This is a genomic window from Sphingomonas sp. (assembly GCF_032114135.1).
Classification (GTDB): Bacteria; Pseudomonadota; Alphaproteobacteria; order Sphingomonadales; family Sphingomonadaceae; genus Sphingomonas.
Genome location: NZ_DAMCTA010000002.1, coordinates 614127 through 638056, shown reverse-complemented (window position 1 = coordinate 638056; position 23930 = coordinate 614127). Strand labels below are relative to the sequence as shown.

The 23930-nt window shown below is 67.6% G+C and carries 25 protein-coding genes and 1 pseudogene; 10 read left to right on the top strand and 16 right to left on the bottom strand.

Going from position 1 to position 23930, the window contains the following annotated elements; all coding sequences use genetic code 11:
- Window positions 1-82 precede the first annotated feature (82 nt).
- The 9 genes from RT655_RS15005 to RT655_RS14965 all read right to left on the bottom strand — a co-directional run bounded on the left by RT655_RS15005 (window position 83) and on the right by RT655_RS14965 (window position 8218).
- Window positions 83-1498, bottom strand: a complete 1416-nt coding sequence (locus RT655_RS15005; RefSeq protein WP_313538208.1) for a UDP-N-acetylmuramoyl-L-alanyl-D-glutamate--2,6-diaminopimelate ligase — start codon at window positions 1496-1498, stop codon at window positions 83-85.
- Window positions 1495-3198 (bottom strand): penicillin-binding protein 2, encoded by a 1704-nt coding sequence (locus tag RT655_RS15000; RefSeq protein WP_313538205.1) that lies wholly within the window; start codon window positions 3196-3198, stop codon window positions 1495-1497. Before RT655_RS15000 ends, RT655_RS15005 begins: the two co-directional genes overlap by 4 nt.
- The gene (locus RT655_RS14995; protein ID WP_313538203.1) at window positions 3195-3854 is read right to left on the bottom strand and encodes a hypothetical protein; all 660 of its coding nucleotides are present in this window, start codon (window positions 3852-3854) and stop codon (window positions 3195-3197) included. Before RT655_RS14995 ends, RT655_RS15000 begins: the two co-directional genes overlap by 4 nt.
- On the bottom strand, window positions 3854-4801 hold the full coding sequence (gene rsmH / locus RT655_RS14990) for a 16S rRNA (cytosine(1402)-N(4))-methyltransferase RsmH (RefSeq protein WP_313538200.1): 948 nt from the start codon (window positions 4799-4801) through the stop codon (window positions 3854-3856). Before rsmH ends, RT655_RS14995 begins: the two co-directional genes overlap by 1 nt.
- Complete coding sequence (locus RT655_RS14985; protein ID WP_313538197.1) at window positions 4798-5280, bottom strand: division/cell wall cluster transcriptional repressor MraZ; 483 nt, start codon at window positions 5278-5280, stop codon at window positions 4798-4800. Before RT655_RS14985 ends, rsmH begins: the two co-directional genes overlap by 4 nt.
- A gap of 484 nt (window positions 5281-5764) precedes the next feature.
- Window positions 5765-6028 (bottom strand): hypothetical protein, encoded by a 264-nt coding sequence (locus RT655_RS14980; protein ID WP_313538194.1) that lies wholly within the window; start codon window positions 6026-6028, stop codon window positions 5765-5767.
- 118 nt (window positions 6029-6146) lie between these two features.
- Window positions 6147-7127, bottom strand: coding sequence for a cysteine synthase A (locus RT655_RS14975; RefSeq protein ID WP_313538193.1), 981 nt, complete (start codon window positions 7125-7127; stop codon window positions 6147-6149).
- 46 nt (window positions 7128-7173) lie between these two features.
- Window positions 7174-7503, bottom strand: a complete 330-nt coding sequence (locus tag RT655_RS14970; protein ID WP_313538191.1) for a DUF962 domain-containing protein — start codon at window positions 7501-7503, stop codon at window positions 7174-7176.
- 79 nt (window positions 7504-7582) lie between these two features.
- Window positions 7583-8218, bottom strand: a complete 636-nt coding sequence (locus RT655_RS14965) for a PEPxxWA-CTERM sorting domain-containing protein (RefSeq protein WP_313538189.1) — start codon at window positions 8216-8218, stop codon at window positions 7583-7585.
- A 218-nt stretch (window positions 8219-8436) separates the two neighbouring features.
- Between RT655_RS14965 and RT655_RS14960 the strand changes: the two genes are divergently transcribed.
- From RT655_RS14960 to RT655_RS14940, 5 genes are all read left to right on the top strand, one after another.
- Window positions 8437-8940 (top strand): hypothetical protein, encoded by a 504-nt coding sequence (locus RT655_RS14960; protein WP_313538187.1) that lies wholly within the window; start codon window positions 8437-8439, stop codon window positions 8938-8940.
- Window positions 8941-8970: 30 nt separating this feature from the next.
- A complete protein-coding gene (locus RT655_RS14955) occupies window positions 8971-9369 on the top strand; it encodes a DUF1801 domain-containing protein (protein WP_313538186.1) in 399 nt (132 codons plus the stop codon).
- The gene (locus RT655_RS14950) at window positions 9366-9884 is read left to right on the top strand and encodes a DNA-deoxyinosine glycosylase (protein ID WP_313538184.1); all 519 of its coding nucleotides are present in this window, start codon (window positions 9366-9368) and stop codon (window positions 9882-9884) included. The genes RT655_RS14955 and RT655_RS14950 overlap by 4 nt, the downstream gene beginning before the upstream one ends.
- Window positions 9885-9984: 100 nt before the next feature.
- Window positions 9985-11319 (top strand): GAF domain-containing sensor histidine kinase, encoded by a 1335-nt coding sequence (locus RT655_RS14945; protein ID WP_313538182.1) that lies wholly within the window; start codon window positions 9985-9987, stop codon window positions 11317-11319.
- Window positions 11320-11429: 110 nt separating this feature from the next.
- Complete coding sequence (locus RT655_RS14940; RefSeq protein ID WP_313538180.1) at window positions 11430-12557, top strand: glycoside hydrolase family 43 protein; 1128 nt, start codon at window positions 11430-11432, stop codon at window positions 12555-12557.
- Between the two features lie 91 nt (window positions 12558-12648).
- Here RT655_RS14940 and RT655_RS14935 read toward each other — a convergent pair whose 3' ends face one another.
- The gene (locus RT655_RS14935) at window positions 12649-13602 is read right to left on the bottom strand and encodes an ATP-grasp fold amidoligase family protein (protein WP_313538178.1); all 954 of its coding nucleotides are present in this window, start codon (window positions 13600-13602) and stop codon (window positions 12649-12651) included.
- Between the two features lie 361 nt (window positions 13603-13963).
- Complete coding sequence (locus RT655_RS14930) at window positions 13964-14473, bottom strand: hypothetical protein (protein ID WP_313538176.1); 510 nt, start codon at window positions 14471-14473, stop codon at window positions 13964-13966.
- A 222-nt stretch (window positions 14474-14695) separates the two neighbouring features.
- On the opposite strand from RT655_RS14930, the gene RT655_RS14925 reads away from it, so the two are divergent.
- The 3 genes from RT655_RS14925 to aat all read left to right on the top strand — a co-directional run bounded on the left by RT655_RS14925 (window position 14696) and on the right by aat (window position 16640).
- A complete protein-coding gene (locus tag RT655_RS14925; RefSeq protein ID WP_313538174.1) occupies window positions 14696-15085 on the top strand; it encodes a hypothetical protein in 390 nt (129 codons plus the stop codon).
- Window positions 15086-15168: 83 nt separating this feature from the next.
- Window positions 15169-15903: a ParA family protein gene (locus RT655_RS14920; RefSeq protein WP_313538172.1), complete on the top strand. Its 735-nt coding sequence runs from the start codon at window positions 15169-15171 to the stop codon at window positions 15901-15903.
- Between the two features lie 2 nt (window positions 15904-15905).
- Window positions 15906-16640 (top strand): leucyl/phenylalanyl-tRNA--protein transferase, encoded by a 735-nt coding sequence (gene aat, locus RT655_RS14915; RefSeq protein ID WP_313538170.1) that lies wholly within the window; start codon window positions 15906-15908, stop codon window positions 16638-16640.
- Between the two features lie 35 nt (window positions 16641-16675).
- On the opposite strand, the pseudogene RT655_RS14910 reads toward aat, so the two are convergent.
- The 5 genes and pseudogenes from RT655_RS14910 to RT655_RS14890 all read right to left on the bottom strand — a co-directional run.
- Window positions 16676-16912: pseudogene (locus tag RT655_RS14910) on the bottom strand (DUF2155 domain-containing protein); the annotation flags it as partial.
- Window positions 16913-17094: 182 nt separating this feature from the next.
- Window positions 17095-17487, bottom strand: coding sequence for an NADH:ubiquinone oxidoreductase subunit NDUFA12 (locus tag RT655_RS14905; RefSeq protein ID WP_313538168.1), 393 nt, complete (start codon window positions 17485-17487; stop codon window positions 17095-17097).
- 89 nt (window positions 17488-17576) lie between these two features.
- Window positions 17577-18248: a hypothetical protein gene (locus RT655_RS14900; RefSeq protein WP_313538166.1), complete on the bottom strand. Its 672-nt coding sequence runs from the start codon at window positions 18246-18248 to the stop codon at window positions 17577-17579.
- A gap of 77 nt (window positions 18249-18325) precedes the next feature.
- Window positions 18326-18910, bottom strand: coding sequence for a cold shock domain-containing protein (locus RT655_RS14895; protein WP_313538164.1), 585 nt, complete (start codon window positions 18908-18910; stop codon window positions 18326-18328).
- A gap of 66 nt (window positions 18911-18976) precedes the next feature.
- Window positions 18977-19519 carry a RecX family transcriptional regulator gene (locus RT655_RS14890; protein ID WP_313538162.1) on the bottom strand — a complete coding sequence of 181 codons (543 nt, stop codon included), beginning with the start codon at window positions 19517-19519 and terminating at the stop codon, window positions 18977-18979.
- Between the two features lie 137 nt (window positions 19520-19656).
- On the opposite strand from RT655_RS14890, the gene RT655_RS14885 reads away from it, so the two are divergent.
- The gene (locus RT655_RS14885) at window positions 19657-21423 is read left to right on the top strand and encodes a fatty acyl-AMP ligase (protein ID WP_313538160.1); all 1767 of its coding nucleotides are present in this window, start codon (window positions 19657-19659) and stop codon (window positions 21421-21423) included.
- Between the two features lie 239 nt (window positions 21424-21662).
- Entirely contained in the window at window positions 21663-23927 is a 2265-nt protein-coding gene (locus tag RT655_RS14880; RefSeq protein WP_313538496.1) for an EAL domain-containing protein, read from the top strand.
- The last annotated feature ends 3 nt before the right edge of the window (window positions 23928-23930 follow it).

The following is a 23930-nucleotide window of genomic DNA, read 5'->3' as shown; positions in this document are numbered from 1 at the left end:
AAGCCAAGGGAAGACGTCACGGTCATCCCCTCCCCTAGCCCCTCCCGCAAGCGGGAGGGGGATTTTAGCAGGAGAAACCCCGTCACGCCGCGCACTCCCGCGCCACGGCGACGTCGTCGAACGGCAGCACCATCTCGCCAATGATCTGGCCCTGCTCATGTCCCTTGCCGGCGACCAGCACGATGTCGTGCGGCTCGGCCATGGCAATCGCCGCAGCAATGGCCGCGCGGCGATCGCCGATTTCGGTCGCCTCGGGCGCACCCTTGAGGATCGCACGGCGGATCTCGGCCGGGTCCTCGGTGCGCGGATTGTCGTCGGTGACGATCGCCACGTCGGCACCGCTGGCCGCCACCTGCCCCATCAGCTCGCGCTTGCCCGGATCGCGGTCGCCGCCGGCGCCGAACACCAGGATCAGCCGGCCGTCGGTATGCGGCTTGAGCGCCGCGATCGCCGCTTCCAGCGCATCCGGCGTGTGGGCATAATCGACATAGACCGGCGCACCATTGGCGGCGATCACCGCGCGCTCCAGCCGCCCGCGCACCGGCTGCAGCCGCGCGCAATTGGCGAGCGTGGCGGCCACCTCGCCGCCGGTGGCGATCACCAGCCCTGCCGCGGTGAGCGCGTTCGCCGCCTGGTAGGCGCCGATCAGCGGCAGCCGCACGGTATGAATCTTGTCCTCCGCCTCGATCTCCAACGTCTGGCCGAGCAGCGAGGGCGTGCGGCCAACCAGCCGCAGCGTCTTGCCGTGCTCGCCCACCGTGATCAGCCGGTTGCCGCGCATCCGGGCGAGGTCCTCGACCTGCGGCGCGTGCGGGTCGTCGGCCCACACCACCGCGGTGCCGTCCTCGGCCAACACCTCGGCGAAAAGGCGCAGCTTGGCGGTGAGATAGGTCGCCATGTCGCCGTGATAATCGAGATGGTCGCGGCTGAGATTGGTGAACGCCGCCGCACGCACCGGCAGCCCCTCGGTACGATATTGCGACAGCCCGTGCGACGAGGCCTCGAATGCGACATGGGTCACCCCCTCGCGCGCCAGCCCAGCTACGTTCGACAGGAAGGTGACGATGTCCGGCGTGGTCAGGCCTGTCGAGACGCGCTCGTCCGCCGTGGTCACCCCCAGCGTTCCGATCGAGGCGGCATGGAAGCCGGCCATCCGCCACAACTGACGGGTCATCTCGACGGTGGAGGTCTTGCCGTTGGTGCCGGTCACCGCCGCGGTCATAGCCGGGAACGGCGCGAAGAACTGCGATGCAAGGTCCGCGAACCGCGCACGCGGATTGGCGTCGGCGATGTGCACCGCGCCTGCCACCCGGGCCTCGGGCCGCGCCACGACCGCGATGGCGCCCGCCTGGACCGCGGCCTCGATATAATCCTCGCCGTTCACCCGCGCGCCTTCGAATGCGCCGAAGATCGTGCCCGGCGCCACCTTGCGGTGGTCGATCGCGAATCCGGTGACGACCGCGTCGTCCGCGGTGCCGATCAGAGGTCCCAGTTTCATTCGGCAGTCGCTTTCGGCTCCGGCGAACGATCGACCAGCGGCAGCAGCTCGCTTTCGTCGATGTCCTTGGCATTGTCGGGCGCGATGCCCAGGATCGCGCCGGTCCGCGCGATCACGCGCGATACGACCGGCGCAACGGTCCAGGCCGCAGTGGTACGCGGCGTATTGGCATTGGCCTTGGGCGAGTCGAGCATGGCCACCACCACATAGCGCGGCGCGTCGGCAGGAAAAGTCACTGCGAAGGTGGAGACGTTGCGGTGGTGGTCGTAGCCGCCCTCGCTCGCCGCCTCCGCCGTACCCGTCTTGCCCGCGACGCGATAACCCGGGGCCTCGCCCTTGCGACCGGTGCCCTTGAGCACGATCAGGCGCAGCAGCTGGCGCATCCGGTAGCTGGTCGATTCCTGGAGCACCCGCCGGCCCTTCGCCGGATGCTCGGCATCCACCTTCATCAGCGTCGCCGGGTGCCACACTCCGCCATTCACCATCGAGGCATAGGCGGCGGCGAGGTGCAACGGCGTCACCGCGATGCCATGGCCATAGGCCGTGGTCATCACGGTGATCCGCCCCCAATTGGCGGGCCAGAGCGGGCGCACCGCGCCGATCTCGATGCTCGGCCGCTGATCGAAGCCGAAGCGGCGGAACATGTCCTGCATCTTCTCCGGACCCAGCTCGTCGGCGATCCGGGCGGTCGCGATGTTGGACGAATAGATCAGTGTCTCAGGGATGTTGAGCCAGCGAAACTGCTCGTCGCCGCGATCGTCGTGAATGGTGAAACGACCGACCTTCATCGGCGCGGTCGCGTCGAAGCGCCGCGACATCGAGGTGATCGTGCCGGAATCGATCGCCGCCGCCACCGCGATCGGCTTGAAGGTCGAACCCAGCTCGTAAACACTCTGCGTCACGTTGTTGCGCGGCGGCGGCCCGCCCAGCTGGTTGGGGTTGAAGCTGGGCAGCGAGGTCATCGCCACCACCTCGCCGGTATTGACGTCGAGCACCACCGCCGCCGCACCCCGTGCCTGCAGATCGGTCATCGCGCGGCCCAGCTCGCTTTCGAGCGCGGCCTGCACGCGGGCATCGAGCGACAGCGTCACCGGCTTGCCGCGCTGCGCGGGGTCGGTCAGCCGTGCCTCCAGCACCTTCTCCATGCCGGTGACGCCGTGGCCCTTGTCGTCGAGATAGCCAAGCACATGTGCCGCCATGTCCGACTGCGGATACAGCCGGTCTGTCTCGCGCTGGAACTCGATCGCCGGCTCGCCCAGCGCGTTCACTTGGTTGACCAGCTCGGGCAGCGCACGGCGTTTGAGGAAAGCGAAGCTGCCGCCGCCGTGCAGCAGCGCATAATATTGCGCCTGGCTGCGCTCCGGCATCAGCTCGGCGAGCTTCTGCGCGAGTGCCGCCTTGTCGCCGATCACCTGGTTGGGATGGATCGCGATCGTCCAGGCATCGATGCTCCGCGCGAGCGGCGTGCCGTTGCGATCGACGATGTCGCCGCGCGCCGGCACCAGCGCGTTGGACAGGTCGCGCGCCGTCGCCGGCCCGGCGGACAGCGCCAGAAAGGCCAGCTTGACCAGGATCGCCAGTACGCCCGCGCCGAACAGGATCGAGAGAATCATCAGGCGCAACTGCGCCACCGCGACGAGCGCCTCGCGCCCCCCGCCCGAACCCCGCGAACGCGCGGGAGGGGCGACGACGACGATCATCGCTGCGCCGTTTGCTCGCGCTTCGCCACCCGGCGCAGGTCGCTGATCGTCGCGGCGCTGAGCAGCGGCCGATCGGGCTGGGCCAGCCGGGCCTTGTCGATCTTCTGGATCAGGCGGCCGAGATCCTGCGCGGGCTTGGCTTCCACCTGCGCCACCCGCACCACGGTCGACTTGACCGGCAGAGCCTTGACCGGCGCCAGCGACGCCGTCGCCACCGGCTTAGCCGCCATGGCCTTGGGCGGGACAGCCGCCGCGGTTGCGACCGGCTGGGCGGCCGCCGCTGCCGTTTCCACCGGACGCTGCCCGGTCGGGATCACCAGCGCAGCGGTTTCCACCTTGGCGGTGCCGGGCACAGGCGCAACCGGCGGCTGGTCGAGCGCCGCAAGGCCGCTCGCGCTCGCCAGATACTGCTGCGGCTGCGGCGCGTTCATCGCCAGCACGTCGCCGTTCCAGCGCTCGATCTGGGCCATGTTGGCACGGGTGTCGAATTCGGTCTCCAGGCCACGAATGTCCTTGTGCGCCTGGACGATGGCGGAGTCCATCGCGCGCAGCTTCGCTCGTTCCGCCGCGCCGTGCGACGTCACCATGTAGCAGGTCGGCGCAACGATGACGCCGCACAGGAACCAGCCAAGCCCCCTGAAGCCATACACTGCCATCACCCCTTATCCTCACCGGACCACGGCGCCGCGCCGGTCCGCCGCGCGGCGCGCAGCGTGGCCGAACGGGCGCGCGGATTGCGCACTAGCTCCGCCTCGCCGGGCCGCACGGCCTTGGCGGGCGTTTCGAAACTGGGTTCCGCCCGCGGCCCCACCGCCGGGCGATGCCGCGAACCCGCCGGCGTGCTGCCGCTGCGTTCGCGGAAGAAGCGCTTGACCAGCCGGTCTTCCAGGCTGTGGAAGCTCACCACCACCAGCCGGCCGCCGGGCTTGAGCACGCGTTCTGCGGCGGAGAGCACGTCGGTCAGTTCGTCCAGCTCGCGGTTGATGTGGATGCGCACCGCCTGGAAGGTCCGCGTGGCGGGGTCCTTCTTGTCGTGCGGGCGATGGCCGAGCGCACGCCGCACCACCGCCGCCAGCTCCGACGTACGCGTCAGCGGCCGGGCTTCCACGATGAACTTGGCCACACGACGCGCGCGCGGCTCTTCGCCGAGGTGGAACAGCACGTCGGCGATCGCGCCTTCGTCGGCGCTGTTCAGCCAATCGGCCGCGCTCATTCCCTCCCCCGCCATCCGCATGTCGAGCGGCCCGTCCTGCTGGAACGAGAAGCCGCGCTCGGCCTGGTCGAGCTGCATCGAGGATACGCCGATATCGAGCACGACGCCGTCCACCGGCGCCAGACCGCGTGCGTCCAGCTCTTCAGCCAGCCGGCTGAACGGCGCATGGATCAGCGTGAGCTTGCCGTCGCTCTCCGCAACCAGCCGCGCGCCGTTGGCGATCGCGGTCGGATCGCGGTCGAATGCCGTCACCGCCGCACCCGCGCCGAGCATGGCACGCGTATAACCGCCCGCGCCGAAAGTGCCGTCGACATGGGTTTCACCCGGCTGGATCGCGAGCGCGTCCAGCACTTCGTCGAGCAGCACGGGGATATGGGGTGCGTCGGTCACATCGCCCCCTTTTGCTGCATCAGGAACGCGCAGATTTCCTTGAGTTCGGGATCGGCCTTGTCGTCGGCGAGCAGCACGTCGGGCGACCAGACGTCGAACGTGTCGCCGCTGCCGACGAAGAACGCCCATTTCTGGATCTTCGCCTTGGCGCGAAAGAAGGGCGGCAGCACGAACCGGCCGCTGTCGTCATAGGGTGCCTTTTCGACGAGACCGAAGGCACGGCGCTTGGGCGCGGCGCTGGGCTGTTCGCCCCGGTCGAGCGCCTGCTGGTCCAGCTTGTCGATGCGATCATATTTTTTCTGCGACCAGCCGGTGTCGTGCGCGGAGAGGCACGGATCCTCCGCATGCACGCCGACGACGATCTGGCGAACGTCCGAATTGCGCTCGGCGGCAGCGCGCAGGTCTGCGGGTATGGCGACGCGACCTTTCTGGTCGACCGCCTGGAGCGCAAATCCTTCGAAGAGCTCCCTGTCTGCCACGCCAAACCCCAAGCCGGGCACGACTCTCCCGCCGCCGGAATCACGCGGAATCGTGCGCCGGCTGGTGATGTTCGGGAGAAAGGGTTCGTGCCCCCCTTTAGTGTGCCCTTTTAATCACATTATAGGGCGGGAGACAACGGGACAGTTGGGGATGGCACGGGAATTTCAGCCACTGATCACCACCATTGGCCGCTTTTCCCATAATGAACTTGTTTTGTTCACCCTTCTCCCCTGCAGCACGCCACAGCGATCCGGAAAAATGCTTAATGTGCATCGAAGGGCGCATGCGGTGGGAACCATTTCATCGGATGCCAGAACCAGCACGCGCTTCCGCCAAGCAACGGAAACTGCGGCATTTTTACCACCTTGCCGAACGCCGGAAATTTTGCGGCCCGCGCGGTCCCCGGAAAGTGGGGCTGTTTCCCCGGCGATCCCCTTGGCGCGACTCCGCGGGGCACCGCCCCGGATCGCCCGAGTCTAAGGCTTATTTGCCGGCGGCGTCCTGCCGATGCGCCTCTTCGCGCGCCTGGGCGACGGCGGCGGGATCGTCGGTGCTGGGCGCAACGCCAAGCTCGGCAAGCGGTTCGTCGCGGCTGCGATCGGCAGCGACATTGTCGGTCCCGGTCAAGTTGGCGACGACCGAGGCATTCGAGGCGCCCGCCGCGCTCACCGGTGCCTCGCGGTTCGCCTGGGAAAAGATCGCGAAGGCCAGCACCATCAACAGCACCACGGCCGCGAGTCCGGTCATGCCAACGCGAATGCGCTGCATGGCCTGAGCGTGATCCTGGGGTGGGCCGAGTTTCATGACTGTGGCATAAATGTAACGCGCGCCGGCGCGCTTGTCGAGCAGTGCTGCGATGCGGGCCTCACGCCGCCGGCGCCGACAGTCCCTTCGCCGCCAGCCATTCCTCGTTATACAGCGTCGAAAGGTAGCGAAAACCGGTGTCGCACAGGATCGTCGCGACGCGCTTGCCCGGCCCCAGCGCCTTGGCCAGCCGCACCGCGCCGGCGACGTTGATGCCCGAGGACAGGCCGAGGCACAGCCCCTCCTCCTTCAGCAGCCGGCGCATCCATTCCATGCCCTCGGCGTCGGAGATGCGGAACTGCGTGTCGATCGGCGCGCCTTCCAGATTGCCGGTGATCCGCCCCTGGCCAATGCCCTCGGCAACCGACGAGCCTTCGCTGCGCAGCTCGCCACAGGCATAATATTCGTAGAGCGCGGCGCCGTGCGGGTCGCTGAGCGCGATCGTCACCTTCTCGTCCTTTGCCTTCAGCCCCAGCCCGACGCCCGCGATCGTGCCGCCGGTGCCCGCCGCGCAGGTGAAGCCGTCGATACGGCCCTCCATTTGCGTCCAGATTTCTTCGGCGGTGCCATAGATGTGCGCCTTGCGGTTCGCCGTGTTGTCGAACTGGTTGGCCCAGATCGCGTTGGGTGTCTCCTCGGCGATGCGGCGGCTGGTGTGGACGAAGTGTCCCGGGTTCGAATAGGGCGCCGCCGGCACCAGCACCAGTTCGGCGCCGAGCGCGCGCAGCGTATCCATCTTCTCGCGCGACTGGGTCTCTGGCATCACGATGATCGTGCGATAGCCCTTGGCATTGGCAACCAGCGCAAGACCGATGCCCGTGTTCCCCGCCGTCCCTTCGACGATCGTCCCGCCGGGTGCGAGCAGGCCGCGTTCCTCGGCATCGTTGACGATGTAGAGCGCGGCGCGGTCCTTCACCGAGGCGCCGGGATTGGCGAATTCGCACTTGGCGAAGATGTCGCAGCCGGTTTCGTCGCTGGGCCCCTTGAGGCGGACGAGCGGGGTGTTGCCGATCAGCGCGAGCGTGTTCTGGGAAACGTGCATGTCGGCTAGATAGGGGGGCGCCCCCGGCCCACGCAAGCAACGCTATCTATTGCACGACCCCAGCCTGCTTCAAATGCGGCCCCAGCCGCCCGCCGATCCACAGGAAGAACATGCGATAATCCGAGAGCAGCGACCAGAGCGGATAGGTGAAGGTCGCGGGGCGATTGCGCTCCACCCCGAAATGCGCGCCCCAGGCGAAGCCATAGCCGGCGAGCGGCATGACGAGCAGCCACCAGGAATTCAACAGCAGCCCGGCGGCGAGAGCCACGAAGGTCAGCGCAGTGCCGATATAATGCAGCCTGCGCGTCGCGGGCCGGGCATGCTCGCGCAGATAATGGGGCCAGAAATCCCGGTAGCGGGTGATCGTGCGGGCCATGCCCGGAGCATAGGCGCTTTCGCCCTTCGCCGAAAGGGGCCAGCGGATCGATACCCCCGGCCCCTGCCCCTCCCCGAACTCAGGCGAAGCGCACGCGCACGATGGTCCGTCGGCGCAGCGCCCCGCCGAGGACGCCAAAGCCCAGGACCATCATCGCCCAGTTCGCCGGCTCCGGCACCGCCGAGAGCGACGCGCTGAACCGCGCCGAGGCCTGATCGTCATTGTCGAAGATCAGGGTCCCGGCACTAGTCTGGAAGGCAGTGCCGAAGTTGAGGAAGTCGATCGGCGAATTGGAAGCCGAGACGATGCCGGTCTTGAGATCATAGCCTTGCAGGCCGGGATCGCGCACGTCGATCAGGTCGTTGCCGAACTGCTCGGCCTCGGTGAAGCCAACCAGCGAACGCTGACCGCCGCCGCTGCCCAGCGTCACGCTGAACGCGTTGAATTGGGTGGCGAAGGTGCCCGAGACGCCGTTGATGGTGAAGGCGAGCGTCGCCGCCGCCGAGTTGTACAGGCTGGGACGGAAGTCGGGCCGCGGCTGGAACACGGTGTCGGTATCGGTGGCGAGCGACAGGACATAGTCGCTCAGCGTGAAGGCCTGGCCGTTCAGCGTGCCGCTGATCTGCCCGGAAAAGCTGTAGAGGATCGGTGCGGCTTGCGCGGTACTGCCGACCATCAACAGGCCAAGTGCCGCCGCTATGCTTGCCGTGCGCATGCTAGTTCCCCTCATCCTAAGGCCGCCGTCTCCGTCGCGGAGAAGCGCTGTCGCCCGCGTCAACAATTGCGGGAAAGACTTGGAAATGACGAAGCTTTTCTTTCCGGCGAAGCCATGAGGTGCGGGAATCACGGTGAAGTTGGAGGCGCATCGTTTGCACATTCATGGAGGCGACGATGTGCCCATGCGGGTACGAGAAATCCTGCTAGAGGCCGCCCATGATTCGCGCATGCATCCTAGCGCTGGTGCCGCTCGCGCCGGTGCTGACCGCCGCCGCGCCGGGCCTCTACACGCCCCCGCCGGGCAGTGCCGAGCGCAGCGCGATCGTGAAATTGCTCCACCATGGCGACGACCGCCCCGCGGCGCGCTTCACCTTTCGCACCTTCACGGTGTTCCGCGTCGGGCCGAAAGCGCTCGCCTATGTGCAGGGCAGCGGCCAAGTCGGGGAATTCGAAGCGCTGCTCGAGCAGAAGGGAACGCACCGCTGGCGCAAGGTCTGGGGTGTCAGCGACGGCGGCAGCGACAGTTGCGAGGCCGGTGCGCGCCATTATGCCTGGGCGGTCCGCCGGATCCAGAGCTATGGGCTGCCCCCCGACACGCTGATCCCCGGTATCACCGCCCAGGCGCGTGCCCTTGCCCGCCAGGCGAAGACCGAGCCTGACCTGCAGTGCGTCGGCGATCTCGACGGCGGCCCGGACGGACCCGACGACCCCGACGCTTGACGCCACGCCCTCGCCGCCTATCGATCGGGCATGGCAGAGGCCGTCGGCACCTTCGCGCAGATCGTCGCGCTCGCACCCCAGCACGAAGCACTGCTGCACGCGGTGCGCGCGCTCGCCCGCGCGCTGCATCCAAGCGCGGTCGAAGTGTCCCGTCCCGGGGATCGTGCGGTGAGCTGGGGCTGGGGGCCGAAAAAGACGTCCGAGGCCTATGCCTGCGCACTGCCCTATCGCGACCATGTGAACCTGGCCTTCTACCGGGGCGCCGATCTGCCCGATCCGGCGGGACTGTTGCGCGGCACCGGCAAGGCGATGCGCCATGTTCCGCTCGTCGCACCGGACCAGCTCTACGATCCTGCGATCGGCCTGCTGCTGGTCGCCGCACGCGAGGAACGCCGCCACGCGTTGCGCCTCGCCGCCGCCACCGCATGACCGAACGCAAACACAGCTTCCCGCCCATTGTCGCGCCGGACACGCGGCTGCTCGTCCTTGGCTCGCTACCGGGCGAGCGCTCGCTGGCGGCGGCGCGCTATTATGCGCATCCGCAGAACCAGTTCTGGCGGCTGATCTCCCCCGCCGTGGGCCGCGACCTCGAGCCGCTCGCCTATGCCGAGCGGCTCGATGCGCTGCGCGCCGCTCGAATCGGGCTGTGGGACGTCGTCGCCAGCGCGACGCGGCCCGGCAGCACCGACGCCGCGATGCGCGACATCGAAGCGCACGACGTCACCGCGCTCGCGGCCACCCTGCCCGACCTTCGCGCCATCGCGTTCAACGGCGGCACCGCCCAGCGTCATGGGCTGCGTCAGCTTGGGACGGCCGCCGCGCGCTACACCATCCTGTGCTTGCCTTCATCGAGCCCGCTGCATACGGTGGGTTTCGCCGCCAAGGCACCCGCCTGGGCCGAACTTTCGGCCTTTTCGCAACCGATTGGCAGTGCGAACGCTTAGCAATAGCACCCCCTGCCGCGACCGGTTCGCGGTAGACTGATAGTCAGTAGCAATACGGAATGGCTGCCCCACCGGGCGAGGCATAGCCCTGTCATACACCATGCTGAACCGCCGCAGCGCCCTTTTCCGCCCAAGCGACCAGGCCCCCGGCGCGGGCAGCGAAGACGCACCCTCCTATCGCTTTCTCGAACTGCTTGCGGTCAGTGCGAGCGACTTGCTCCAGGCCGAGGACCTCGCGCCCGCACTCGATCGCATCTTTGGGCTGATCCGCAGCGAGGTCGAGCTCGACGTCTTCTTCCACTATGCGTTCGACGGCAACGGCCTCGATCTCGATGCCTGGGCAGGCATCACGCCGGATCAGGTGGCCGACTGGAGTCACGTTCCGATCGGCATCGCGATCTGCGGCGGGGTGGCGGAAAGCCTCACACCGATGATCGCGCGTGACATTCAGCGGTCCGATGACCCCCGGCTTTCCTATGCGCGGGGCATGGGCCTCGATGCCTGCTTCTGTACGCCGCTGCTGCACAACAATGTACTGCTCGGCACGCTGGCGTTCGGTCGGCGCGGCGTGGCGACCTTCACCGATGCCGAGATCCAGTTTCTCCAGACGCTGGCGAGCTATGTCACGCTCGCCAAACACCGTATCGGCGTCGACCGCGAACTGCGCGCGCGGCTGCAGGAGCGCGACCGCATGCTCGCCGAGCGGGTGACGATCGAGCGCCAGATGCTCGAGCTCACCCGCGCCAGCGCGCTTGGCTCGATCGCCGCGACGGTGGCGCACGAACTCAACCAGCCGCTTTCTGCCGCGGCCAACTATATGGCAGCGCTGCGTCTTTCCTCGGCAAGCGACGACCGCACCCGCGATCTCACCGGGGCGGCCGAGCAGCAGCTCCAGCGCGCTGGGGAGATCATCCGCCGCATTCGCCGGATGGTGCACCAGAATGACCTCGTGCTCGAGGATCGCTCGATAACCGGCTGTATCGAAGAGGCGCTCAATCTGGTTCGCGCCGCCGCCCCGCTGCTGATGCCGCCGGTGACGATCCATGTCGCTGGCGAGGCGAATCTCGGCAGGTTCGACAATGTCCAGATCGTGCAGGTGCTCGCCAACCTGCTGCGCAACGCCGGCGAGGCCTGCCAGCAGCACGCTGACGCGGCGATCCGCGTCACCGCCGAGCGGCAGGATCCGCTCGCGGTCACCATTCGGGTGATCGACAACGGCCCCGGCGTGCCGCCTGATCGGCGCCACCTGCTGTTCCAGCCCGGCCTCGGCAATGGCCGCGGCGAGTCCGGCGGGGGGCTTGGCCTGGGCCTCGCCATCTCGCACCACCTGATCGAGGGGCATGGCGGCCGGATCTGGACCGAGCAGACCCCCGGCGGCGGCGCGACCTTCGCGTTCACGATTCCGGCGATCCGCGAAGCCGTCGCCGAGGCCTGACCCGACAGCATAGGCAGCGGCGCCAAACCCCTTGCTGCACCCTATGTGCGGATGGTAGCGCTATCGCGATAGCAGCACGAGCTGCACAATCAGGACGAGAGGATAGGCTGTTGCGTCTTTCGCTGAAACTGTCGACGGCTGCGGCCGCCATCGCGCTGCTGGCCGGCTGCTCGGGTGGAACCACCGCGCAGAACGAGCCCACGGCCAACGCCGCCGCCCCCGCCAACGCATCGGACGAAGCGCGCAGCCCCGACGGCAAGCGCTACCTTGCCCAGCCCTTGGTCAAGGACCTCTATTTCGCCGATCCGTCCGCGCACGTGTTCAACGGCAAGATCTATGTCTATCCCAGCCATGACGTCGACATGGGCATCCCCGACGACGATCTCGGCAGCCAGTATGCGATGCACAACTATCAGGTGCTCAGCATGGACCGCCCGGGTGGCCCGGTGACGGTGAACCCCGTCGCGCTCGACCTGAAGCAGGTGCCCTGGGCCTCCGAAAAGGCGTGGGCGCCCGACGCGGCGTTCAAGAACGGCACCTATTATCTCTATTTCCCCGCCAAGGATAAGCAGGGCGTGTTCCGCATCGGCGTCGCCACGTCCACATCGCCGGTCGGTCCGTTCAAGGCCGAGCCGCAGCCGATCCAAGGCAGCTATTCGATGGACCCGGCGGTGTTCACCGACGAAGACGGCCAGAGCTATCTCTATCTCGGCGGCATCTGGGGCGGCCAGCTCCAGCGCTGGGCGACAGGAAAGTACGATCCCAATGCCGGCGACACCGATCTGAAGAAGGACGACCAGCCCGCCCTCTCGGGCAAGGTCGCCCGCCTCGCGCCCGACATGAAAAGCCTCGCCGAGCCGCTTCGCGACGCGGTGATCCTTGACGAGAAGGGCAAGCCCGTGCTCGGCGGCGACCATGACCGCCGCTTCTTCGAGGCGGCGTGGATGTTCAAGCGCGGCGGCAAATATTACTACATGTACTCGACCGGGGACACGCACTTCCTCGCCTATGCGATCGGCAGCAGCCCCTATGGCCCCTTCAAGTACACCGGCCGCATCCTCGAGCCGGTGCAGGGATGGACCAGCCATGGCTCGGTGTTCGAGTATCAGGGCAAATGGTATCTGGCGTACCACGACACCCAGCTGACCAATAAGAACCACCTCCGCTCGGCCAAGATCACCGAGCTGACCTTCCGCCCCGACGGGACGATCGTGACGCTCAAGCCGTTCAAGGAGTGAGGCACGGCGCGCTGCCGGTCTGTCCGGACCGGCGGCGGTTGCCGCCACCGCGCAGCAAATGGGGGCGCGTCGCGCCTGTCCCGGGGCGGCCCTAGCCCGCCAACGCGTCCATCATGATGCGACTATAGACGCGATGCGTCTCGCTTTCCTCGTGATCCCCCGCGGAAGACGGTGCGATGCCGAGCGAAGCCGCAGGAGTGAAGGTCAGCTCGCCGAAATATATGCCGTCCTCCCCATTGTACAGGTCGACGCGAACGAACTCGAACGGGGCGGACAGCGTACGGGCTGCCTCCACCATTGCCCCGAGGCGTTCGGACGGCGCCGGAACGAAGCCGACGGGCGCATGAAGGCCGTCCGCCTCGTGCATGGGGGCGAAGTCCGGGGTGCGGAACAGCCGGCTCCATGTCTGCCCGAACCGAGCGTGATCGATCTGGCACAGCAGGGGTTCGCCGCGAACGCAGTGGAATTTGTAATCGTCCGGCGGGCCGCCCGTTGCTGTCGGTATCATCGACTCCACGATGATCTTCTTGGGCAACCCCCAATATTGCATCTCCCGCAGGATCGAGGCGTAATCCAGCACGGAAAGATCGTACAACCCGCGAAGGTCGGCAGGGCCGGCAAGGTCGCGAAGGAACGTTACCGCACCGCTGGCATGGGCAGGCTTGGCGACCGCGTCCGTTCCGACGAACGGGCGCAGGGCTTCGAATAGGTCGGCGCGACTGGCGACGGCATCGATCGAGAGTACCGACAGCGTGTTCGCCGTGCGGACATCGGGGCACATGCGCTGCACCGCGATCTTGGCAGTTTCCTTGTCGACAAAGGAACGGTGGAGCGCCGGCCAGTCCGGATCAATCATCCGGTCGAAGATGAAATCGTTCACTAGGGATTGCGGATCATGCGTAGGCAGCGGCCAGCGCTTGAACTTGCGATCGAAATGCGCCCCGGCAACCAGATAGTTGGCGGCGCGCGTCATCGGGGCGCCCGGCACGGTCGCGTCGCTCGCGGCGGCGGGGATATCGGCGGCGGCTTGTGCCGAGGCGGTCAACGCTGGCGCGCTCTGACGGGGAGGAAGCGGGGCATTTTCAACTGGGGTCTACCTCGAACATCTGTTGCAGGGAACCGGCACAGCAAGATCAGGACGCCGGATGCGTCCTGCGAGCGTCCATCCGCACTGATCCGTCGGTCGGCGCCTTGGACGCTTCTGTTGGCCGCGCATCTTCGGATCGGATCGATCGAAGATCGATTGCCGCCTCCGAACGCATGGCCAATGCCGCGGATGCCATGCCCGATGCAATAAGTGCGAGGCGGTCAGGCCCGGTGCCGGAGCGAAAGCGCCAGCCAGATCGGCACGCCCCGTCTCGGAAGGACAGCGCCCCCCCGAACACCGCTTTCTCGGAAGGCCGCGCCTATTCGGCGCTGCTGTTGTTCCCCGCATCATATGGCACCGCCAGCGACTCGTTATACATCTCGCGGCGGACGTCATCGATATGCATCCTGTGCGCGCAGCCCTTGAGCAGTTGCGTGCCGATCCGCACCTCCGCCGACAGGGTCGCGCCCTCGGCGCAGGCCGCTGGGCGGAGGATGATCGTCACGGGGGCGCCGTCGGGGGTCTGGGTGGGATAGGTCGCCATGCCCTGCGCCAGGCGCGGGGAGACCGGGTAGAAGGGCATCTGCTTGGCGCCCTCCTGCTGGAACTGGATGCGGCCGGGGGCTAGGTCCAGCGCCCAGTCGCGGCCCTCCAGCGGACGCACCTGCAACGGCGTCGACAGGTCCACCCCGCCCAGCATCGGGCCCGGCCGTACCGCGGCATTGGCCGGATCCTCTGCAACATTTTCGGTCGGTGTGCCGCCGCACGCCGCGAGCAGCGCCAGCGGCATCAGGGCCCAGCCGCGCGTCCAGCAGATCCTCGGCATCATCGGCATCCTCTCCCTCGGCCCCTCTCCCTGCGCAGTCGGACGCGGCGGGTCAAGCACGGTAAACGTCCCCTTTCCGATCCCCTCTGCAACGTCCACGACTGTCCGGCATTTCCGGTTGCGCGCAATCATGCGTCTGCTCCGTTGCGGCGCACCATTTCGTGTGACTCTGTACCCCCTTTTCGCTTGACGATGATTACCACCTAAGGAAAAGCAGCCTACGCTATGAAAAACCCCTCCCTGATCGCACCTTCCGCCGTGGCGCTGCTTTCGCTCGCCGCTTGCAACAACAAGCCCGAAGTGGTCGACAGCCGCGCGCCGGACCCGATGGCTTCGCAGCTTGCGAACGCCGCGCCGGTGGAGACCCCGCCCACGATCGAAAGCTCGGTGAGCTTCCGTTGCCAGCCGGGCAACACCCTGCTGTTCGTGGACTTCTTCAAGGAAGGCAAGATGGCCTCGCTGCGCGAGAAGAAGGATTCGATGAAGTCGGTCCTGCTGCGCGCGCCGGAAGCCGGCAAGCCCTTCACCGCCGAGGGCGGCTATGTGATCGACGGCAACGCCAAGGCCGCCAAGATTACCCTGGCCGACGGTTCGACCCACAGCTGCAAGGCCTAAGCCTGCATCACCTCCCCAAAACAGAGCCCGGCGGCTATTTCCGCCGGGCTTTTTTCATGCCAGCTAGAGGGCGGAGGTAAAGCGTGGCAACGATCGCAGTGTACAGCCTGAAGGGCGGCGTCGGGAAGACGACGCTGACGGTCAACCTGGCCTGGGCGTCGGCCACCCGTTCCTCTCGCCGCACGCTGGTTTGGGATCTCGATCCCCAGGCCGCCTCGACCTATTTGCTCGGCGGCGACGCAGCCGGGCGCCATCAGGCGCAGGCAATCTTCTCCAAGGACGTCGCCGCCGCCAAGCTGCTCCGCGCGACCGCGATCGACCGGCTGGCGCTGCTGCCCGCTGACGCGTCGCTACGCCAGCTCGACCATCTGTTCCACGCACTCGACAAGAAGAAGCGGCTGAGCAAGCTGCTCGAGGACCTGACGGAGGATTTCGACCGCATCCTGCTCGATTGCCCGCCCGGCCTCACCGAGACGAGCGAGCAGGTGATGCGCGCCGCCGATCTGATCGTGGTGCCGGTCGTCCCCTCCCCGCTCTCGCAGCGCGCCTTTCAGGAGGTCGCCGCGCACCTCGCCCAGCGCGGCGCCAAGGTGCCGCTGATGCCGGTGCACGCGATGGTGGATCGCCGCCGCAAGCTCCATGCGGAGGCACTGGAACGCCAGCCCGACTGGCCGGTCATCCCGTTGGCGAGCGTCATTGAGTCCGTGGCGGTACAGCGTGCTCCGGTGGGCGCCTTCGCGCCGCGCAGCGCCGCCGCCAAGGCGTTCAACGAAATGTGGCAGGCGATCGAGCGTATGCTGGCCGAGCGCGTTCGCTGAGCGTGGTACACCGCCGCTCGCCCCCGAAGGAACTGGAACCCGCGCTGGTGCTGCGCGCCTATGCCATGGGCGTGTTCCCCATGGCCGACGCCCGCGACGCCAACTCGGTCTATTGGGTCGAGCCCAAGCTGCGGGGCGTGCTGCCGCTCGACGGCTTCCATCTCTCACGCTCGCTGCGCAAGGTGGTGCTGTCCGACCGCTTCACCGTCACCGTCGACCGCGATTTCGCCGGCATGATCCGGCTCTGCGCCGAAAGCGCACAGGATCGCCCCGAGACGTGGATCAATGGCGCGATCGAACGCGTCTTCCTCGAGCTGCACCGCCTCGGCCATGCCCATTCGATCGAATGCTGGGAGGGCGATCGGCTCGCCGGCGGGCTTTACGGTCTGGCGCTGGGCCGCGCCTTCTTCGGGGAATCGATGGTCACCCGGGTGCGCGATGCCTCGAAGGTGGCGCTGACCCATCTCGTCGCCCGCCTGCAGGCCGGCGGGTTCCGCCTGCTCGACTGCCAGTTCATCACCGATCACCTCGCCTCGCTCGGCGCGATCGAAATCCCCCGCGACGATTATGTGGCGTTGCTGGGCGCCGCGCTCGGCGATGCGACCGGCGCGGTGTCGTTGCCGCCCTCGGCCTCGGGCGACCTCTTCGCGCTCGATGCGCCCGGCGACGAGGCCGGCACCGTGTCCGCCCCGGTCTCGCGGAAGGTCATCGCGCAGCTTTTGGGCCATACATCGTAGATCGGATTCTGGACGACGTTGAGCGCCGGCTGTTCCTTGTAGAGCCAGCCGGAGAAGACGCGGTGCCAGCGCTGGTCCTCGCGGTGCACGTCCATCTGCACGAAGGCGCCGGTCAGCCGGTCCTGCTCCCAGGGGGCGGTGCGCTCGCAGGCGCGCAGGCGGACGGTGACCTGCCCGTCGATGCGGGCGGCCTGGCCGGGCTTGAGCGTGATCTCGCGCTCGACGCCATTGCGCTTGTTGAGCACGCCCAGCACCGCGACGCGTTCGCGCATCGGCGTTGCTGCGGCATCCATGGTGGCGTTATCCGGCCCGACCGAGACGGTATCGACGCCCGGCGCGTCGCCGGCACCCGTAATCACCAGCTCGTCGCCGGCATTGTCGCCGGCAGCGCCATTGCCGCCCCCGCTACCCGAACATCCGGCCAGCGCGAGCGCGAGCAGCGCCGCCGCAGCCTTCATGCGTCGGGGGTCCAGGCCTCGTAATCGCCGGTGGCCTTGGCGCGCTGCGCACCCTTTTCGAGCGCGCCCGGGGGACGATAGGCCAGCTCGGTGCCGGTGAGATTCGGCTCGGCGGGCTTTTCCCAGGCACGGACCGGCGGCAACACGTCCTCGGGCGCGCCGTCGATCTGGTGCGCCAGCCAGCTGAACCATTCCGGCGGAATGCGGCTGGCGTCGTTGGATCCCTTGTAGATCACCCAGCGGCGCGTGATCCCGTTGGGATCGAGCCCACCCTCGAAATAGAGGTTGCCGAGCGAATCCTCGCCGACACGCTTCTTGCCGCGCAGTCCCAAGCGAGTGCCGAACGTGGCGCCGTTCCACCAGGTGAAGATCGGAAAAGGAAGTCCCATGGCTCTGCCCGATACCGCCAAGCGCGACGCTCGGCAACTGTTGGATGCAGGGCGCTCGATTGCCGCCCCGCGACACCCCGGCGCAGCCCTCAGCGGGTGCGAAATCGCAAGCCGAACGGGATCGCCGCGATGCCGTCGGGCCCGACGAAGTTCAGGAACGGCGGGTTGTTGAACCAGACCTCATAGGCTTTTCCCGACTCGATGGTGCAGGACAAGGTGAAGCTGCGGCCATCGGCGGACTGCTGCGGTGGGCGGCGATCGCACCGGGGATAGGTTTCGGCGCGTTTCTGCACGAACGAATAGCTGCCAGGGCGCATCGGCAGGTCGAACGTCACCTGCAACTGTATCGTCCCCGGGGCGACGACCGCGCCCTGGGACGGGAAGGTCGAGACCACCCGTGCCGCGGCGGCGGGTTCGGCGCCCGATAGCTGTACGAGGAGGCCGATCCCCAATGCGACGCCGACGATACCCAAGACCATGGCAGCAATCCTCCAAGCTTGGCGCGACGGCGCGGCAGGCGGATCCACCGCGCCTCGTGCCGTCTCGGGCTCGCAGGCATCGGGCCCTGCCGCCACCCCAGTTTTTGCGGGTACAAAATTGCTGTGGCCTTCCGCCGCCGCGAGAAGGCGTGCCGCACCCCGGCTGCTGCTGGATCCGGTCTTGCGCCGCGCCTCGCGCAACCGCTCGCCGACGGCATGGGCGGATATGCCCAATATCGCGGCCGCGCTTTTCACATCATGGCCACCGGCCAGCAGCCGCAAGGCATCGCACTCCTTGCCGGTCAGGCCGAAAGGACGATCTTGCATGGGTCCGCCGTCGCTCGTGCCTCCGCCAGGCGTCAGAGCGGCCGTTCGACCGCGACCGCGAGCGGGCCCTTTTCGCCATCGACGATGCGCGCGCGCAGCATCTGGCCCGGCTCGACATCCTCGACACCCGCCCGGCGCAACGTTTCCATGTGGACGAAGATGTCAGCGGTGTCGCTGGCGCGGACGAGGAAGCCATAGCCCTTCAGCCGGTTGAACCACTTCACCGTCACCGGCTCGAACGGCCCCGCTTCGCCGATCAGCTTGAGCCGCTCCACCCGCTCGGTGGGCCGCTTGACCGGCTCGATCGCGGTGCTGAGGTCGATCGAGAGGACGGACTTCGCCTGCAGCCCCCGCTGCCGGTGCACCGCCACGCATTCGATCCGCGCGCCCTCCGGCACGCTGCGCCGGCCATGGTCCTGGAGGACCGAGAAATGGATCAGAATGTCGCCGACGCTGGGATCGTCCGCGACCAGGAAGCCGAAGCCGCGCGTTACGTCAAACCATTTGATGACGCCGCGATAGACCCGCTCCTCCACCTCGGAATCGCCCCCGAACCGAAGCTCGCCCTCGGACGCCCCCGGATAGTGTTCAGACGCTAGCTGTTGCTCAGCACGCATTATCGTTATCCCCCAAGCCAGCAACATTAACACAGGCTTACCGAGGAGGGGAATCGCTTTATGCGATCAGGAATGTCCCGCTTCGAACGGGTCCTCCGGCTCCTCCCCCGGTTCCATCTTCAATATTCTATGCACAATCTCAGGCGGATGGCCCGCCCGTAAAAATGCAGCGACTTGCTTTTTGTGGAGATCACGATCCGCGGGGGTAGCGGCAAAAGGTCCGAATCGGCGGCGACGGGCAAAAATGATCGCGCTGCGATACGCGTCCGCCTCGATCGCCTCGGCGAGGTCGGCGCTGTCCTCGGCGTCGATTCCGTCGTGGCGCAGCGCCATCTCAACGCGACGCACCCCCAGCCCGCGCCGACCCATTGACCGCACCCGTGCCTCGGCGAAACTGCGATCGTCGACATAACCGCGCGTGGCCATCCGTTCGGCGACGGCCATGGGATCGGGCGGACCCTCCCCTTCCCAGCCGCGCTCGCGCAGCTTACGGGTGAGATAGGCGGCCAGGCGGGCGCGCGTGGTGGCGAAACGCTCGACATAGCGCAGCGCCAGCCGATCGAGATCGGCGGCGACGAGCGGTGGCTTGGAACGGGACGGTTGGGGCATGCGCCTTGATTGTGCCACAGTGCCAACCGATTTTGAACGATACTGCGTAGCAGAGCAACTGCGGAAAACTGCGTTGTGGGGGCACAACGAACTGCTACCTCACCGACCTGCTACCTCACAGGGGCATGAGAAAAAGAATGGTATTGGACGAAACGGGATCGCTCGAAACTGTGGAACTGGCAGCGCTTACGCCCACGCCCACGCAAGACCGTCTCCCGCGCCGTTTCGCTGATTTCGAAACGCTGGGTGCCGCGCTCGATTACGCGGCCGAGGGTGCGCGCGGATTGAACTTCCATGATGCGCGGGGCAAGCTGGTGCGGCCCTATCGCTTCGCCGAACTGCGTGCCGATGCGCTGGAACAGGCGCGCCGCCTGATCGCCGCCGGCATCCAGCCGGAGGATCGCATCGCGTTGATCGCGGAGACCGGGCCGGAATTCGCCGCGCTGTTCTTCGGCGTGATCTATGCCGGCGCCTGGCCGGTGCCGCTGCCGCTGCCGACCAGCTTCGGCGGCGCGCAATCCTATATCGATCAGCTTCGTGTCCAGCTCGAGAGCTGCGATCCGGTGCTGCTGATCTATCCGCCCGAAATCGGCAGCATGTGCGCCGAGGCGGCACGGCTGACCGAGGTCGCCGCGACCGACTGGGACGTTTTCGCGACCAACCCGGCGCCCGAGGCCCCGCTGCCCCAGGCGAAGCCGGACGACATCGCCTATCTGCAATATTCCAGCGGTTCGACTCGGTTTCCCCACGGCGTCGCGATCACCCACCATGCGCTGCTCAACAACCTGGCGGCGCACAGCCACGGCATGCAGGTCGGCGCGGACGATCGCTGCATCTCCTGGCTGCCCTGGTACCATGACATGGGCCTGGTCGGCTGCTTCCTGTCGCCGGTCGCCAACCAGGTCTCGACCGACTACATGAAGACCGAGGATTTCGCCCGGCGCCCGCTCGCCTGGCTGGACCTGATCAGCCGCAACGAAGGCAACAGCATCTCCTACTCGCCGACCTTCGGCTACGACATCTGCGCGCGGCGCATGTCGAGCCAGACCAAGGCGAGCGAGCGGTTCGACCTCGCCCGCTGGCGCATCGCGGGCAACGGCGCCGACATGATCCGCCCGGACGTGATGCAGCGCTTCGTCGATGCGTTCGCCGATGCCGGCTTCAAGGCGACTGCCTTCATGCCCAGCTACGGCCTGGCCGAGGCGACGCTGGCCGTGTCGATCATGCCCCCGGGCGAAGGCATCGTCGTCGAGCTGGTCGAGGAGACCCAGCTCTCCGGCGGCACCGCACGCGCCGATCGCCCGCAGCGCTACCGCGCGGTCGTCAACTGCGGCAAACCGGTGCGCGATATGACGATCGAGGTCCGTGAGGAAGATGGCACGCCGCTGCCCGAAAAGGCGATCGGCAAGGTCTGGTGCAAGGGCCCGTCGGTGATGGTCGGCTATTTCCGCGACGAGGCCGCCACCGAGGCGTGCATGGTCGATGGCTGGCTGGATACCGGCGACATGGGCTATATGTCGGACGGCTACATCTACATCGTCGGCCGCGCCAAGGACATGATCATCGTCAACGGCAAGAACCACTGGCCGCAGGACATCGAATGGGCGGTGGAGCAGCTGCCCGGCTTCAAGCAGGGCGACATCGCCGCCTTCGCGATCACCACCCCCGGTGGCGAAGAGACGCCGGCGGTGCTGGTCCAGTGCCGCACCTCGGACGAGCAGGAGCGGTTGCGGCTGCGCGACGAGATCCGCGAGCGCGTCCGCTCGGTCACCGGCATGAACTGCGTGGTCGAGCTCGTCCCGCCGCGCACCCTGCCGCGCACCAGCTCGGGCAAGCTCAGCCGCGCCAAGGCGCGCAACCTCTATCTGAACGGCGAGATCAAGCCCTACGCGATCGCCGCCTGACGCACTTTCCGGCCGGGCCCAGCGCCCGGCCGGCACATGCGCCCCAGCCAAACGGGGCCGTGCCGCGAATATGGACCTATTCACCTCCATTTTCGCCGCAGCCTAACTTCTCGCTAACCTGGCGCCGCTATGTAACCGGCGTGAGCAGCACCACCACGACACCGTTGATTCAGCCGCGAGTCGATGCGCGTGCGCTACTGGGCCTCAGCGACCCCAGCGACACGATCGACTGGCCGCGCATGCGCGCCGCGCAGCTGCAGGCGGGCCGGCGTTCGGCGCTGCTGTTTTTCTCCGCCAATGTCGGCGCCGTCGCGATGGCGGCACTTGCCCTCGCGCCGCTGGCGCCGCACCTCCTGCTCGTCTGCTGGATGACGCTGGCGCTCGGCACCGCCCTCTGGATCACGCTGCGCCGGCTCGGCTGGCGCGAGGACAACGCGCTTACCGCGACGCTCGCGGATATCCGCCGTACCGCCCCGGAAGGCATCGCGATCGGGCTCGCCTGGTCGATCCTTCCGCTCGCCTTCGGCGCGATCGCGACCGCGCGGGCAAGCCTGGACCTTTGGGCGGCGACCACCGTCGTGTTGATCGCGTCGGCGCTGACGATGGGGGTGTTGCCGCTGGCCAGCCTGTCGTTCATCGCCCTGCTGGGCGTCACCAGCATCGTCACGCTGCTGGTGGTCGGCGCGCCCTTCCTTGCCGGCGCGGCCGCCTTTCTCGTCCTGCTGCTCGTCGTCGGCAGCTATGGCAGCGCCCGCGCGCTGGTGCTGCTGCGCGCCAACCAGATGGCGCTCGCCGAACGCGACGAGACCGTGAGCCTGCTGCTCCGCGAGTTCGAGGATGCCGGCTCGGACTGGCTGTGGGAGATCGATGCCCAGCGCCGCGTGGTCCGCGCCAGCCCGCGGCTCGCCGCCTCGCTCGGGGTCGAGCCCGGCACGCTGGCGGGCTTGCCGCTGCTCCAGCTGCTCGCCGGACCCGCCTGGGAGACCGGGCAGTTCACCCAGGAACTGCACGAGCTCGCTGAGAAACTGAAGCGCCGCGAGCCCTTCGCCGACCTTTCGATCCCGATCGACATCGAAGACGATCGCCGCTGGTGGCAGATCTCCGCCAGCCCCAAATTCGACGAGCGCGGCGCGTTTGCGGGTTTTCGCGGGGTAAGCTCGGACGTCACCGAGCAGCGCCGCGCCACCGACCAGATCCACCGCATGGCGCGATTCGACACGCTGACCGGCCTGCCCAACCGCCTCCACATCAACGAGGCACTGGCCACCGCGATGGCCGAGGCCGACAAATGGGGCGCGCGCTGCGCCTTCATGATGATCGACCTCGACCGTTTCAAGGCGGTCAACGATACGCTCGGCCATCCCGTCGGCGATCGCCTGCTCCAGCGCGTCGCGCGGCGGCTGCGCAGCCTGGTGAGCGAGACCGAGATGATCGGGCGGCTCGGCGGCGACGAATTCGCAGTGGTCGTCCGCGATGCGCGCGACACCGCCCGGGTCGAGGCGCTGGCCCAGACGATCATCGACACCGTCTCGCGCCCCTATGAGCTGGACCAGCACACCCTTTATATCGGCGCCTCGGTCGGTCTTGCCCTGGCGCCGCGCGACGGCCGCACCGCCGAGACCCTGGTCCGCTCGGCCGATCTCGCGCTCTATCGCTCGAAGGACAAGGGCGGCGGCGTGTTCCACGCCTATGAGCCGCAGCTCCACGTTGCCGCCGAGGAACGCCGCGTGCTCGAGATCGCGCTGCGCGGTGCGGTCGAGAAGGGGCAGATGCAGCTCGCCTATCAGCCGGTGGTCAATGCCCGCACCGGCGGCCTTCTCGGCTTCGAGGCGCTGCTGCGCTGGACGCACCCGGAGCTGGGGGTGATCCCCCCCTCCAAGTTCATCCCGCTCGCCGAGGAAGCCCGGTTGATCGGCGCGATCGGGGAATGGGTATTGCGCACCGCGTGCGACGAGGCGGCCCGCTGGGAGGACCCTGCGCGGATCGCGATCAATGTCAGCTCCGAACAGTTGCACAACCCCAGCTTCGCCACGCTCGTGGCCCAGGCGCTCGCTACCTCGGGGCTGGCACCGGACCGGCTTGAGCTCGAAGTGACCGAAAGCGTGTTCCTGCGCGAAGGCACCGCGGCGGTGGGCGTGCTCGAACAGATCCTCGATCTCGGCGTGCGCCTGAGCCTCGACGATTTCGGCACCGGCTATTCGTCGCTCGGCTATCTTGCCCATACCCGGTTCAACTCGATCAAGATCGATCGCAGCTTCGTCCAGAACGCCGCGCGCGGGACGCGCGAGGCGATCGCGATCATCCGTGCTGTGGTCGCGCTCGCCGACAGCCTCGGCATGGCTACGACCGCCGAAGGGGTGGAGACCGAGCAGGAACACGAAATGGTGCAGGCGCTCGGTTGCACCCGCGCGCAGGGATATTATTTCGGGCGGCCGCTGCCGGTGTACGAAGCCCGGGCGATCGTGTCACGAAACGGCAACGAAACGACCCGCGCACGCGCGTAGCTG